Annotated in this window: 12 protein-coding genes; 5 read left to right on the top strand and 7 right to left on the bottom strand. The window is 61.1% G+C overall.

What is annotated here, in order from left to right; genetic code table 11:
- Positions 1-153 precede the first annotated feature (153 nt).
- From plsB to HKK54_RS16160, 3 genes are read left to right on the top strand one after another with little or no spacing between them, the layout of a single operon-like run.
- Positions 154-2,658, top strand: coding sequence for a glycerol-3-phosphate 1-O-acyltransferase PlsB (gene plsB / locus HKK54_RS16170; RefSeq protein WP_169387217.1), 2,505 nt, complete (start codon positions 154-156; stop codon positions 2,656-2,658).
- A 51-nt stretch (positions 2,659-2,709) separates the two neighbouring features.
- Entirely contained in the window at positions 2,710-3,111 is a 402-nt protein-coding gene (locus tag HKK54_RS16165; RefSeq protein WP_169387216.1) for a YbaY family lipoprotein, read from the top strand.
- A 28-nt stretch (positions 3,112-3,139) separates the two neighbouring features.
- The gene (locus HKK54_RS16160) at positions 3,140-3,829 is read left to right on the top strand and encodes a DUF4197 domain-containing protein (protein ID WP_010176773.1); all 690 of its coding nucleotides are present in this window, start codon (positions 3,140-3,142) and stop codon (positions 3,827-3,829) included.
- A gap of 49 nt (positions 3,830-3,878) precedes the next feature.
- Here HKK54_RS16160 and HKK54_RS16155 read toward each other — a convergent pair whose 3' ends face one another.
- The 4 genes from HKK54_RS16155 to HKK54_RS16140 form a co-directional block, all read right to left on the bottom strand.
- On the bottom strand, positions 3,879-4,073 hold the full coding sequence (locus tag HKK54_RS16155) for a hypothetical protein (protein ID WP_010176774.1): 195 nt from the start codon (positions 4,071-4,073) through the stop codon (positions 3,879-3,881).
- Positions 4,074-4,161: 88 nt separating this feature from the next.
- Positions 4,162-4,431: a hypothetical protein gene (locus HKK54_RS16150; protein ID WP_141629573.1), complete on the bottom strand. Its 270-nt coding sequence runs from the start codon at positions 4,429-4,431 to the stop codon at positions 4,162-4,164.
- Between the two features lie 136 nt (positions 4,432-4,567).
- A complete protein-coding gene (locus tag HKK54_RS16145) occupies positions 4,568-7,633 on the bottom strand; it encodes an efflux RND transporter permease subunit (protein WP_010176775.1) in 3,066 nt (1,021 codons plus the stop codon).
- A 6-nt stretch (positions 7,634-7,639) separates the two neighbouring features.
- Entirely contained in the window at positions 7,640-8,740 is a 1,101-nt protein-coding gene (locus HKK54_RS16140) for an efflux RND transporter periplasmic adaptor subunit (protein ID WP_010176776.1), read from the bottom strand.
- Between the two features lie 92 nt (positions 8,741-8,832).
- On the opposite strand from HKK54_RS16140, the gene HKK54_RS16135 reads away from it, so the two are divergent.
- Complete coding sequence (locus HKK54_RS16135) at positions 8,833-9,471, top strand: TetR/AcrR family transcriptional regulator (protein ID WP_169387215.1); 639 nt, start codon at positions 8,833-8,835, stop codon at positions 9,469-9,471.
- Positions 9,472-10,326: 855 nt separating this feature from the next.
- On the opposite strand, the gene HKK54_RS16130 is transcribed toward HKK54_RS16135, so the two are convergent.
- Entirely contained in the window at positions 10,327-11,109 is a 783-nt protein-coding gene (locus HKK54_RS16130; RefSeq protein ID WP_169387214.1) for a class I SAM-dependent methyltransferase, read from the bottom strand.
- A 96-nt stretch (positions 11,110-11,205) separates the two neighbouring features.
- Between HKK54_RS16130 and HKK54_RS16125 the strand changes: the two genes are divergently transcribed.
- Positions 11,206-11,826, top strand: a complete 621-nt coding sequence (locus HKK54_RS16125; RefSeq protein WP_010176779.1) for a hypothetical protein — start codon at positions 11,206-11,208, stop codon at positions 11,824-11,826.
- A gap of 3 nt (positions 11,827-11,829) precedes the next feature.
- On the opposite strand, the gene HKK54_RS16120 is transcribed toward HKK54_RS16125, so the two are convergent.
- Together HKK54_RS16120 and HKK54_RS16115 are read right to left on the bottom strand one after the other, a co-directional pair.
- Positions 11,830-12,528, bottom strand: coding sequence for an extensin-like domain-containing protein (locus tag HKK54_RS16120; RefSeq protein WP_169387213.1), 699 nt, complete (start codon positions 12,526-12,528; stop codon positions 11,830-11,832).
- A 6-nt stretch (positions 12,529-12,534) separates the two neighbouring features.
- Positions 12,535-13,362 carry an isocitrate lyase/PEP mutase family protein gene (locus tag HKK54_RS16115; RefSeq protein WP_010176781.1) on the bottom strand — a complete coding sequence of 276 codons (828 nt, stop codon included), beginning with the start codon at positions 13,360-13,362 and terminating at the stop codon, positions 12,535-12,537.
- Positions 13,363-13,372: the final 10 nt, after the last annotated feature.

The raw sequence follows: 13,372 nt of genomic DNA, 5'->3' as shown, positions 1-13,372 counted from the left end.
TTGAGTCGTCGCAGTTGAACTGCCGAGTATAAGACAGGCTCAAAAAGCTTCAACTCAAGATTACTTCGCCGCTTTTTTGCCGATTTTCGGTGAATACGGCACACTAGCGGCCCGAGCATCTGCTCGGTTTTTCCCACTCAAAGCAGAAGCCGTATGACCCGCTCTCCGTTTCGCCGTCTGGTATTTGGCACCTTGCGCCGGCTGTTGTACCTCTGGGTCCGCTCAGAGACGATCAACCAGTCGTCCCTTACCCTGAACCTCGACCGCAGTCGTCCGGTGTTTTACGTCCTGCAATCCCCATCCCTCACCGAATTGGCAGTGGTTGATACCGAATGTACCAAGGCCGGCCTGCCGCGCCCGGTGCTGCCAGTATCGGTTGGCCCGTTGATGGAGCCTGCGGCCTTCTTCTACCTGACGCCCGACCCAGACTGGCTCGGCCGCCAGGACAAGCGTGGCGCACCGCCCACCCTGACCCGCCTGGTGGACGTACTCACCGAACACGCCGAAGAGAATGCACAGATCATTCCAGTCAGCGTGTTCTGGGGCCAGTCGCCCGACAGCGAATCCAGCCCGTGGAAACTGTTGTTCGCCGACAGCTGGGCCGTGACCGGCCGCCTGCGCCGGCTGCTGAGCATCCTGATCCTGGGCCGCAAGACCCGGGTGCAATTCTCCGCGCCCATCAACCTGCGTGAATTGATCGAGCACAATAAAGGCCACGAACGCACCGTGCGCATGGCCCAACGTATCCTGCGGGTGCACTTTCGCAACCTGAAAACCGCAGTGATCGGCCCCGATCTGTCCCACCGGCGCAACCTGGTGAAAGGCCTGGTCAACATGCCGCTGGTGCGCCAGGCGATTCTCGATGAAGCCGAACGCGAGAAAATCACCCCCGAAAAAGCCAAGGCCCAGGCCCTGCGCTATGGCAACGAGATCGCCTCGGACTACACCTACACCGCCATCCGCTTCCTGGAAGTGGTGCTGAGCTGGTTCTGGAACAAGATTTACGACGGCATCAAGGTCAACAACATCGAAGGTGTGCAAAAGGTCGCCCAGGGTTACGAAGTGATCTATGTGCCGTGCCATCGCAGCCACATCGACTACCTGCTGCTGTCCTACCTGCTGTTCAAGAACGGCCTGACCCCGCCGCACATCGCCGCCGGGATCAACCTGAACATGCCGGTGATCGGCAGCCTGCTGCGCCGTGGCGGGGCATTTTTCATGCGCCGCACCTTCAAGGGCAACCCGCTGTACACCTCGGTGTTCAACGAATACCTGCACACCCTGTTCACCAAGGGTTTCCCGGTGGAGTACTTCGTCGAAGGCGGCCGTTCGCGCACCGGGCGCATGCTGCAACCGAAGACCGGGATGCTGGCGATCACCCTGCGCAGCTTCCTGCGCTCCTCGCGCATGCCCATCGTGTTTGTGCCTGTGTACATCGGCTATGAGCGCGTGCTGGAAGGCCGCACTTACCTCGGCGAACTGCGCGGCGCGAGCAAGAAGAAGGAGTCGATTTTCGATATTTTCAAAGTGGTCGGCGCCCTCAAGCAGCGCTTTGGCCAGGTGGCGGTGAACTTCGGCGAACCGATCAAGCTGGCTGAATTCCTCGACAGCGAGCAACCGGACTGGCGTTCCCAGGAACTGGGCCCGAACTACAAACCGGCCTGGCTCAACGAAACCACCAACCGCCTCGGCGAGCGCGTGGCGCAACACCTGAACGAAGCCGCAGCGATCAACCCGGTGAACCTGGTGGCCCTGGCGCTGCTGTCCACCACGCGCCTGGCTTTGGACGAGCAAGCGATGGCGCGCCAGCTTGATCTGTACCTGGCCTTGCTGCGCAAGGTGCCCTACTCGCCCCACACCACCTTGCCCGAAGGTGACGGCCTGGCGCTGATCAAGCACGTCAAGGACATGGACCTGCTGTCGGAACAGAGTGACGCGCTGGGCAAAATCCTTTATCTGGACGAGCAGAACGCCGTCCTGATGACCTACTACCGCAACAACGTGCTGCACATCTTTGCCCTGCCGGCGCTGCTGGCGAGTTTCTTCCAGAGCAGCTCGCGGATGAGCCGCGAACAGATCCTGCGCTACACCCGCGCGCTCTACCCGTACCTGCAATCGGAGCTGTTTATCCGCTGGTCCCTGGACGAGCTGGACGCGGTGGTCGACCAGTGGCTGGAAGCCTTCGTCGAACAAGGTCTGCTGCGATTTGAAAACGAGGTGTACCTGCGCCCGGCCCCGAGCTCACGGCACTTTGTGCTGTTGACGCTGCTGTCCAAGAGCATCGCCCAGACCCTGCAACGCTTCTACATGGCGATCTCGCTGCTGCTCAACAGCGGCCAGAACAGCATCAGCGCCGAAGAGCTGGAAGACCTGTGCACCGTCATGGCCCAGCGCCTGTCGATCCTGCACGGCCTGAATGCGCCGGAGTTCTTCGACAAGAGCCTTTTCCGACATTTTATCCAGACCCTGCTGGAGCAAGATGTGCTGCGCCGCGACGAGGCCGGCAAGCTGAGCTATCACCCCCTGCTGGGTGAGTTGGCCGAAGGCGCGGCCAAGCGCGTGTTGCCGGCGGAGATTCGCCTGTCGATTCGCCAGGTGGCCCTGCATCGCAGTGAAGAGGCGGCAGACAAGCCCGTCGCCCCGGAAGAAACACACTAGAGTGACCAAGGCGCCAGGGTGTTTCTGGCGCCGTTGACAAGGAGCTGCACCATGAAAAAAATCATCCTCCTGGGCCTGACCGCCCTGCTGGGAGCCTGCCAGACCATGAGCCCCGCGCCCAAAGCCAGCCTCGATGGCGAAGTGTTCTACCTGCAACGCATCGCCCTGCCGCCCGCCGCCACCTTGAGCGTGACCCTGCAAGACGTGTCCTTGATGGACGCACCGGCCGTGACCCTGGCCGAGCAGAAAGGCCCGGTGAAAGGCCAGGTGCCGCTGCCGTTTCATTTGAGCTATGACCCGGCCCAGGTCAAACCCGGCCACAGTTACTCGGTGAGCGCTCGCATCGAACTGGATGGCAAGCTACTGTTTATTACCACCGAACGGCACGCTGTGCAGTTGAACGGCCAGGATCCACAACCGCTGCGCCTGCGGGTCGATGCGGTTGCACACTGATTAAAAAATCGAACATAAGGAAGCGCCCATGCTCCGTAACTCCCTTCGCCTCACTGCCCTGTGTGCCGGCCTGCTGCTCGGCGCCAACGCCATGGCCTTGTCCCTTGGCAGCCTGTCCCAGGGCGACGCCACCGGCGGCCTAAAGGACGCACTGACCCAAGGCGCGCAGATTGCCGTCAAACAACTGGGGGTGCCCGGTGGGTTCAGCAACAACCCCGAAGTGAAGATCGGCCTGCCGGGCAAATTGGGAAAAGTCGCCGACAAGCTGAAAATGTTCGGCATGGGTGACCAGGTCAACCAGCTTGAAGCCAGCATGAACAAGGCGGCCGAGTCTGCCGTGACCCAGGCCCAGCCGATCCTGGTCAATGCGGTGAAGAACATGAGCGTGACCGACGCCAAGGGCATCCTCACCGGCGGCCAGGACTCGGCCACCCAGTACCTGAACAAAAGCAGCCGTGACGAAATCCGGGCCAAGTTCCTGCCGATCGTCAAGGCCGCTACCGACAAGGTCGGCGTGGCCCAGCAGTACAATGCGCTCGCGGGCAAGGCCGCCAGCTTTGGCGCCATTGATGCCAAGAGCGCCAATGTCGAAAGCTACGTGACCGAGCAGGCACTGGACGGGTTGTTCAAGATGATCGCCCAGCAGGAAGAAACCATTCGCAAGAACCCGGCGGCGGCGGCCACCAGCTTGGCCAAGAAGGTCTTCGGGGCCTTGTAGACCGTACCCCGCAACAAAAAACGCCCTGAACCATTCAGGGCGTTTTTTTTTAGTACCAGATCTTGCGAGGCAAACTGCTCACATTGGTATTGCTGTTGCTGTTGGCATTGGCGTTGCTGTTTTCGTTACTGATATTGATGTGGATGTCGGGCTGGCGATTGCCATTGAACTGGCCAAATCCCTGCCCCATTCCAAATACCGCCCCCATCAGTTGAAACGGCAACGCCAGTATCGGTATAAACATATGCACTCCTCAATATTCATCGTCAAAAGCCCCCTCTGAGTGGCAAGGCCGCCCGGATGGTTCCCCCCGGCCCCCGCTGCATCAGCGGTTATCGATTGAACGTAAAAAGTGCGGACAAAGGCCTGTAAGGCTGATGCCCCTCAATCACCGAGGCCTGCTGATAAGGCTTGGGCTGGGGAGGCAGGACAGGTCCCATGGTTGGCCGGGAGGGATGACCGTGATTAAAGCCGGGCCGTCCATGACCCGGCTTCTGCGGTCGTGCCGTATCAGCTTCTTTATTGCTGGCAGGAAATAGATTGCCCAACAGCGTCCCCAGGACCGCGCCTTTAAAAGCCGCCAGGGCAGACAAAATAAACATATGACACTCCATGAACTCAGTGTTGAGGTGCCAGCACGACAGCCGTGCTGACATCCTCGCCTGTCAATCAGGCAAATCTGAGTGGAGTGATGCCTGCAAACGTTCCCAATGGGCGGGAACCGTTTGCATCCACATGTTAAGCGGCGTCCTTCCTGACCCTGAACCACGCCGCATACAACGCTGGCAGGAACAACAGCGTCAACGCCGTCGCCACAATCAACCCGCCCATGATCGCCACGGCCATTGGTCCGAAGAAAACGCTGCGTGACAACGGAATCATCGCCAGTACCGCCGCCAGCGCAGTCAGCACGATCGGCCTGAAGCGTCGCACCGTCGCCTCGATAATCGCTTGCCACGGCGCCAGCCCGGCCTTGATGTCCTGTTCGATCTGGTCCACTAGGATCACCGAGTTGCGCATGATCATCCCCGACAGCGCGATGGTCCCCAGCATTGCCACAAAACCAAAGGGCTGACGGAACACCAGTAGGAACAGCGTCACCCCGATCAACCCCAGAGGCGCTGTAAGAAAGACCATCGCCGTGCGTGAGAAACTGCGCAGTTGCAGCATCAGCAAGGTCAGCACCACCACGATAAACAGTGGCACGCCGGCCTTGACCGAGTTCTGCCCGCGGGCGGAATCCTCGACCGTGCCGCCCACTTCCAGCAGGTAACCGTCCGGCAGTTCAGCGCGCACGCCTTCCAGCGTCGGCAGGATCTGCTGCACCAGGGTTGCCGGCTGTTCCTTGCCGTAGATATCGGCGCGGATGGTCACGGTCGGCAGGCGATTGCGGTGCCAGATAATGCCTTCTTCAAAGCCATATTCCAGGGTCGCGATCTGCGACAGCGCTACGCTTTTGCCGTTGTCGGTCGGCACTGCCAGGCTTGGCAGCAACGACAGCTCGGTACGCTCGTGAACGGTGCCGCGCAGCAGGATTTCGATCAACTCGTTGTCTTCGCGGTACTGGCTGACGCTGGAACCGGTGAGGGAGCTCTGAAGGAATTTAGACAGGTTGGCGGTGCTCACGCCGAGGGCACGGGCACGGTCCTGGTCGACGTTGAGGTAGACGATCTTGCTCGGTTCTTCCCAATCCAGGTGCACGTTGACCACGTGGGTATTTTCGCGAACCTTGGCCGCCACTTTCCGCGCCAGGGCCCGGACTTCTTCGATGTGTTCGCCCGTCACCCGGAACTGCACGGGGTAGCCAACGGGCGGACCGTTCTCAAGACGCGTGACCCGCGAACGCAGGTCCGGGAACTGTTCGTTGAGGGTCTCGATCAGCCAGGTGCGCAGGCTTTCACGCTCCTCGATGGTCTTGGCCAACACCACAAACTGGGCAAAGCTGGCGGCGGGCAATTGCTGGTCCAGCGGCAGGTAGAAACGTGGCGAGCCTGTGCCCACGTACGCCACGTAGTTTTCAATTCCCGCATGTTCCTTGAGCAGCGCTTCCAGGCGCTTGACCTGATCAGCCGTGTTGCTCAAAGACGCGCCTTCAGCCAGTTTCAGGTCGACCATCAATTCCAGCCGCCCGGAAGCCGGGAAGAACTGCTGGGGCACAAAGCGGAACAGCGCCACCGAGCCGATAAACAGCAGCAGGGTCAGGACGATTACCGTCTTGCGCCGACGCACGCACCATTCCACCAGGCGTCTTACACGCTGATAGAACGGTGTGCCGTAGGGATCCGGCCCGTCAGTGCCATGCTTGGCCGCATGAATCTTCGCCAGGTCCGGCAGGAGTTTTTCCCCCAGGTACGGCACGAACACCACCGCCGCGACCCACGAGGCCAGCAGCGCGATGGTCACCACCTGGAAGATCGAACGGGTGTATTCACCGGTGCTCGATTGCGCCGTGGCAATCGGCAGGAAACCCGCCGCCGTAATCAGCGTGCCCGTGAGCATGGGGAAGGCGGTGCTGGTCCAGGCGAAACTGGCGGCCTTGAGCCGGTCGTAACCCTGCTCCATTTTGATCGCCATCATTTCCACGGCGATGATCGCATCGTCCACCAGCAGACCCAGTGCGAGCACCAACGCGCCAAGGGAGATTTTGTGCAGGCCGATGCCGAGGTAATACATGGTGGCAAAGGTCATGGCCAACACCAGCGGAATCGCCAGGGCCACCACCATGCCGGTGCGCACACCGAGGGAGAAGAAGCTCACCAGCAACACAATCGCCAGGGCCTCCGCCAGCACCTGGACGAATTCGCCCACACTGGTTTTCACTGCTGCCGGTTGGTCCGACACCTTGCGCAACTCCATACCGGCAGGCAGGTTCTTCTGCAGGCGTGCGAATTCGCTTTCCAGGGCCTTGCCCAGCACCAGAATGTCGCCGCCATCGCGCATGGCCACGGCCAGCCCAATGGCATCGTCGCCCATGTAGCGCATGCGCGGTGCCGGCGGATCGTTGAAGCCGCGGTGAATCTCGGCCACGTCGCCGATACGGAACGTGCGATCACCGACACGGATCGGGAAGTCGCGGATTTCCTTAACGGTCTTGAAGTTGCCGGACACCCTTAACTGCACACGCTCGCTCGGGGTTTCAAAGAAGCCGGCGGTCGATACCGCGTTTTGTTCCTGCAACGCCTGTTGCACTGCGGCCAGCGGCAAGCCAAGGGTGGCGAGCTTGAGGTTGGACAGCTCGATCCAGATCTTCTCGTCCTGCAACCCCAGCAGTTCGACCTTGCCCACATCCGGCACCCGTTGCAGCTGAATCTGGATGCGGTCGGCGTAGTCCTTGAGCACAGCGTAGTCAAAGCCGTCGCCGGTCAGCGCGTAGATATTGCCGAAGGTGGTGCCGAATTCATCGTTGAAAAACGGGCCCTGGATATCCGGCGGCAAGGTCTGGCGAATATCACTGATCTTCTTGCGCACCTGGTACCAGAGGTCCGGGATCTGCGCGGAATGCATGGAGTCCCGGGCCATGAAGGTGACCTGGGATTCGCCGGGACGCGAGAAGGACACGATGCGCTCGTAGTCACCGGTCTCCATCAGTTTCTTTTCAATACGCTCGGTGACCTGCCGCGAGACTTCCTGGGCAGTAGCACCCGGCCAGTTGGTCTTGATCACCATGGCCTTGAAGGTGAACGGCGGGTCTTCGCTTTGTCCCAACTTGGTGTAGGACAAGGCACCTACCACTGCCAGCAGGATCATCAGGAACAGTACGATCTGGCGATTACGCAACGCCCATTCGGAAAGATTGAAACCCATCGGGGACTACTCCTTGGCCGCCAGGCTTACCACTCGGTTGGCGCGATCCACCGGGCGCACTTGCTGGCCCTCATGGAGTACATGCACGCCGGCCGCAATCACCCAGTCGGTGGGGTTCAAGCCTTCCAGCACCGGCACGGTTTTCTCGCCAAAGGCACCGATCCGCACCGGTGTGCGCTTGAGGGTGTTGTCGGGCTGCACCACCCAGACGTAGGACGCACCGTTCTCCGCGCTCAGGGCAGACAGCGGCACCGCCAGGGGAATCACGCCGTCAGCCTGTATGAATACGCGAGCGCTCTGCCCCAGCTCCGCCGGCACCTTGCCGCCGGTGAAGGCGACCCGGGCGGCAAAGGTCCGTGACTTTGGATCGGCGGCGGGCGACAGCTCGCGGATGCGGCCGTTAAAGCGCTGGTCGGGCTGGCTCCACAGTTCCACGGACACCGGCTGGCCAATCTTGAAGCGCCCGAAGCTTTGCTCCGGCAGGCTGATCAGCACCTCCCGCTCGCCGTCGGTGGCCAGGGTGAATACGGTCTGGCCGGCCGACACCACCTGGCCCACTTCCACCGCACGCTTGGCGACCACGCCATCCTGAGGCGCGCGCAGCACGGCGTAGCCGGCCTGGTTATTGGCCACGTCGAATTCGGCCTTGATCTGCTTGAGGCGGGCTTCACCGGAACGGTAGAGATTTTCGGAATTGTCGTACTGGGAACGGCTGACCATCTGACGGTCCATTAGGGTCTTGTAGCGATCACGCTCGGCGCGCACCAGGCTCAGGTTGGCTTCGGCGGCGGCGACCTGGGCGCGGGTGGCTTCGAGTTGCAGGCGCACGTCCTGGGGATCGAGTTCCGCCAGGGGTTGGTTGGCCTTGACGCGCTCGCCCTCCTCGACCAGCCGTCGGCTGACTTTGCCACCGATGCGAAAGGCCAGGTCGGGCTCATAACGGGCACGCACCTCACCTGGGTAGCTGTCTGAAGCCTGCGCCGAGGGCTCTGGCTGGACCACCATGGCCGGGCGGACGGTGGTTTGCGCCGCTTCTTCATGGCCACAGGCAGCCAACAGGAATAGCAAGCTGGCAGGCAACGCGAGTGGCAGGAAATAGCTGCGCATGCTGAAGGACCTTTCGCTAATGGTGCTAGGAATAATTATACTGGCCAGTATGTTATTAATACCAAACTCACCAGTCCAGTAATAAAGTGAAAATGTCCGACAATCCTGTAAACACCAATAGCCCCGGGCGTCCCAAGGACATGGCAAAACGCCAGGCGATCCTCGATGCGGCGAAAATCCTGTTTTTGAGTAATGGGTATGCCAGCACCAGCATGGATGCGGTGGCCGTGGAGGCCGGCGTGTCAAAACTGACCGTGTACAGCCATTTCACCGACAAGGAGACGCTGTTTTCGGCGGCGGTGGTTGCCAAGTGCGAAGAGCAGTTACCGGTGATGTATTTCGAGTTGCCGGTGGGCGTGCCGGTGGAGAAGGTGCTGCTCAATATCGCGCGTGGGTTTCATGTGCTGATCAATAGCGAGGAGTCGGTGAACCTGCATCGGTTGATGATGACTTCCGGGAGTCAGGATCCGAAGTTGTTGCAGATCTTTTTCGAGGCGGGGCCGATGCGCATGTTGCAGGGGATGGAGCGGCTGCTGAGCAAGATTGACCAGAGTGGCGCGCTGAGTATTCCCAAGCCGCTCACTGCCGCTGAGCACTTTTTTTGCTTGCTCAAGGGGACGGCGAATTTTTGCTTGTTGTATGGGTGCGGCGGGCAGTTGAGTGCCGAGGCGGCTGAGGAGCACGTGCAGGAGGTGGTGGGGTTGTTTATGCGGGCTTATCGGGCTTTTTGAACTGAGTACATATCCGTTTTTTTGGTCACGGCTGATATGGGTTCCGCTCTTACAGCGGCTCACTTTTGAACAGCGCAAAAGTAAGCAAAACGCTCTTGCCCCACCACTCGGCACCTCGCCTAGGCTCGGTGTGCCCTCACTCCGGCTTTGGACCGTGGGCCGCCGCGATGGGCCATCCTTGGCCCAGCGCGGCTAACCCGGCGTCCTGCCGGGTTACCCACGCTCCAAAGCCTGCGTTCGGCCAGCGTGGTTTAACGGGGCGCCTAAGATCAAGATCAAAAGCAGATCAACAGCACAGCGGCCTACAGGCCGGCTTGAGTGGTGTGAAGCAAAGGCAACATCAAGATCAAAATCTACAGCGGCCACGGTCAAATGTGGGAGCTGGCTTGCCTGCGATGGCATCAACTGGGTGTACCTGAAAAACCGAGGTGTCTGCATCGCAGGCAAGCCAGCTCCCACAGAAAAGCAGAGCCGCAGCAGTTTCAGATTTGGTTTTCGCTTTGGCTTTGGCTTTGGCTTTTGATCTGGCTTCTACCACTCAAGCCGGCCTGTAGGCCGCTGTGCTTTTGCTTTTGATCTTGATCTGGCTCTGACTGCCCCAATAAGCCCGAGGCCGAACGCAGGGATTGAGGAGCGGGTAAACCGGCAGGACGCCGGTTTAGCCGCGACGGGGCAGGGACGCCCCGTCGCGGCGGCCCGCGGAGCAATGCCGGAGTGAGGGAACACCGAGCCTAGGCGAGGTGCCGACAGGCGGGGCAGAGCCCTTTGCTTACTTTGGGGCTTTTCCAAAGTGAGCCGCTGTAAGAGCGGAACCATAAGCCGCCATGACAAAAATAACGGATATGTACCCAAACCTCAGGACTTCAGCGCCTTCTTAGGATAAATGTCATACCGACTGGACTTCCCATCCAACGCATGACTCGGCTTCACCCCCTCAATACAAGGCGCCTTACGCGGCCGCTTGACCACCACCCGATGACTGGCCAAAGCCAACGCAGCAGCAAGCAACGCCGGCGCGTCGGGATCATCCCCCACCAAAGGCCGAAACAACCGCATCTCCTTCTTCACCAACGCGGTCTTCTCCCGATGCGGAAACATCGGATCCAGATAGATCACCTGCGGCGGCTCCCCCTCCCAATCGCGCATCACCTCGATGGAATTGCCCTTGAGCAACTTCATCCGCGCCACAATCGACGCCACTTCAAAATCCTCAGCCCCACGCGCCAACCCATCTTGCAGCAAAGCGCCAATCAACGGCTGCCGCTCAATCAGGCTCATCTCGCAACCCAGGCTGGCCAGCACAAACGCATCCTTGCCCAACCCCGCCGTAGCGTCCAACACCCGCGGCCGCACGCCCTGAGCCACGCCCACCGCCTTGGCAATCATCTGCCCGCTGCCGCCACCGTACAAACGCCGATGCGCCGCGCCACCTTCCACAAAATCCACCCGCACCGGCCCAGGCGCATCAGGCCCCAACTGCTGCAGTTGCAGACCCTGCTCACCCACCTGCAAGGCAAAGTCCGCCTCATCCAGCTGCAAAGGCAACCCAAGCTGATCGGCCCACTGCCGGGCACGGGCCTGAAAACCTTCAGCCAAAGCCTCGACCCGAATGCGGCTGGCCGCTGGTTGTTCGCTCATCGCTGACTACGCTCAAAAATATTAAGGATCGGCAAAAAGCGGCCGATAAAAAAAAGGATCCGGCATTTTGCCAGAGCTGAGCGACGATCGAGAGAAATGTCAGACATTCCTTCGCTATTCACCGGTGTACTGCCGACCCACAACCACTTCGGCCTGCGCAATACCCAAGCGCTGGCCGGCGTCAGTCATGTGTGGCAGGACTTCTTCGCCCAGGCGTTGGCCGAACAGCTCGGTGATACGCCGGACGCGCTCGCCAAATCCCCGGCGAAACCTGTGGATCCCTCGGTTGAACCCAGCGAAGGCAGTGACCTGCTGTCGCAGATCGTCACCCAGCGCGCGTGCGACGTAAAAGACACCGAGATCGCCCCGCCCGAACCGCTGTTCCTGCCCATTGCCGAGTTCGAACTGGAACTGCTGCCGCCGGCACCGCCACCGTACCCGGCGGAAGAAGTGGTCGCCCAGCAGAAGCAGCAAAACTTCGAAAGCGGCTGGGTGCGTCCGATCGTCCTGACCGCCAGGCAACCGCTGCCGGAGCCCGGCCCGGCGCCGCAACCACGGCCACTGCATTTGCCCATTGCCGAATTCGAGCTGGACCTGCTGCCACCACCGCCGCCGCCGTTCCCGGCAGAAGCGTTGGTTGAGCAACAAAAAGCCCTGGACTTCGACAGCCGCTGGGCTCGTCCATTGATCCTCCACAACCTGCGCCTGGCGGCCTGACCCTCAGCGACACACCGACCAACGCCCCATATCCACATGAAAGTGATTACGGTGGGCGGCATTGTAATCCGGGCTCAACACCACGTTGAAATCCTTACAGGCGCCGTCGCGTACTTGCCGCAGGAAACGTGCCTCCTCGCCATCACCCGGCCAATCCTTGAGCACAGTGAGGGTGCGCCCGTCCGCCAGGCGAAACCCGGCGATATCCAAGGCATTGGCCGACGCGTGCTGGCTGAGTCGCCCATTGGCGCGGTTGTAAATAGTGCGACAGGCAAAGCTCCCCAGGTGATCGACCCGTGTCACCGCCTGGCCAAATACCGCCTGGGCCGCCGGTTGCAGGCTGTGGCGCTCGAACAAGGCAAACGCCACGGCCAACGGGCAACTGGCGAGAAAACTGCTGCTTAGCCCAACATCCGCGCCTTGCACGCGCAAGGTGTTGCGCAGCGGGCAGGCGGCATCAGCGGGGCTGTCCGCCTGATGGGTAACGCGCAAACCGGAGGTTTTCAGCACCTGGTCACATAACGCAGGGTCATCCTGCAGGCGCCCGAGTTTGAACCGGGTCAACAGGTTCGGGCTTGCGCGCACGTCCAGCGGTGCCCACGGGTTCCACTCATCCGGCAGCGGCACCCAGCCCCGCCACACGCCGAGAAGCAGGCCACCGGCTAACGCGAGCAGCACCCCCACCACCTTGAGGAACCGCACGCGGCCTTATCCCTTGAACAGTTGATTGGCCTGACTGAACGGCATCGAGCGCTCGGTGAAGGTAAACGTGCCCAATTCATGAACCTCCTGGGCCGCCCTGAAGAACTCTCCATAAGCCGCCAGTGCCATGGCCGAGCCGACACTGATGCGCTTGACGCCCATCTCGCTCAACTGCGCCACGCTGAGTTTCAGCGCACCGGACATCAGGATATTCACGGGCTTGGGCGCTACCGCCTTCACCACCGCCAGCACTTCCTCAGCACTGCGCAGGGCCGGTGCATAGAGCACGTCGGCACCGGCTTCGGCGTAGGCCTGCAGGCGGCGGATGGTGTCGGGCAAATCCAGACGACCATGCAGGAGGTTTTCTGCACGGGCAGTCAGGGTGAAGGGGAACGGCAAGCTGCGGGCAGCGGCGACGGCCGCTTCAACGCGCTCGACGGACAGGTCAAACGGATAGATCGGGTCGACGGCAATGCCGGTGGCGTCTTCGATGGAGCCGCCCACAATCCCCGTGGCGGCGGCGCGCAGGATGGTTTCGGCGCAACCTTGCGGGGTGTCGCTGAAGCCGTTCTCCAGGTCGGCGGCGACAGGCAGCGAGGTTGCCTGGACGATCGCCCCGGCATTGCCCAGGGTGTCTTCAAGGGACAACGCACCTTCGGCATCCGGGCGGCCCAGGCTGAAGGCAAAGCCGGCGCTGGTGGTGGCCAGGGCTTCGAACCCCAGGCTGGCGAGCATCTTTGCGGAACCGGCATCCCACGGATTGGGCATCACGAAGGCACGGTCACGCTCATGCAAGGCCTTGAAGGTTTCGGCGCGAAGGGTTTGGGCATCCATGACTGACTCC

The sequence above is a fragment of the Pseudomonas sp. ADAK13 genome (genome assembly GCF_012935715.1).
Lineage (GTDB): Bacteria > Pseudomonadota > Gammaproteobacteria > Pseudomonadales > Pseudomonadaceae > Aquipseudomonas.
This window is presented reverse-complemented; position numbering and strand designations above follow the sequence as displayed.

What these genes read in the sequence shown, in the direction of transcription:
- HKK54_RS16155 (WP_010176774.1), bottom strand. Translation starts at nt 4,073, where the DNA reads ATGTTTATACCGATACTGGCGTTGCCGTTTCAACTGATGGGGGCGGTA.
- HKK54_RS16115 (WP_010176781.1), bottom strand. Translation starts at nt 13,362, where the DNA reads ATGGATGCCCAAACCCTTCGCGCCGAAACCTTCAAGGCCTTGCATGAG.
- HKK54_RS16130 (WP_169387214.1), bottom strand. Translation starts at nt 11,109, where the DNA reads ATGAGCGAACAACCAGCGGCCAGCCGCATTCGGGTCGAGGCTTTGGCT.
- HKK54_RS16140 (WP_010176776.1), bottom strand. Translation starts at nt 8,740, where the DNA reads ATGCGCAGCTATTTCCTGCCACTCGCGTTGCCTGCCAGCTTGCTATTC.
- HKK54_RS16165 (WP_169387216.1), top strand. Translation starts at nt 2,710, where the DNA reads ATGAAAAAAATCATCCTCCTGGGCCTGACCGCCCTGCTGGGAGCCTGC.
- HKK54_RS16135 (WP_169387215.1), top strand. Translation starts at nt 8,833, where the DNA reads ATGTCCGACAATCCTGTAAACACCAATAGCCCCGGGCGTCCCAAGGAC.
- HKK54_RS16160 (WP_010176773.1), top strand. Translation starts at nt 3,140, where the DNA reads ATGCTCCGTAACTCCCTTCGCCTCACTGCCCTGTGTGCCGGCCTGCTG.
- HKK54_RS16145 (WP_010176775.1), bottom strand. Translation starts at nt 7,633, where the DNA reads ATGGGTTTCAATCTTTCCGAATGGGCGTTGCGTAATCGCCAGATCGTA.
- HKK54_RS16125 (WP_010176779.1), top strand. Translation starts at nt 11,206, where the DNA reads ATGTCAGACATTCCTTCGCTATTCACCGGTGTACTGCCGACCCACAAC.
- plsB (WP_169387217.1), top strand. Translation starts at nt 154, where the DNA reads ATGACCCGCTCTCCGTTTCGCCGTCTGGTATTTGGCACCTTGCGCCGG.
- HKK54_RS16150 (WP_141629573.1), bottom strand. Translation starts at nt 4,431, where the DNA reads ATGTTTATTTTGTCTGCCCTGGCGGCTTTTAAAGGCGCGGTCCTGGGG.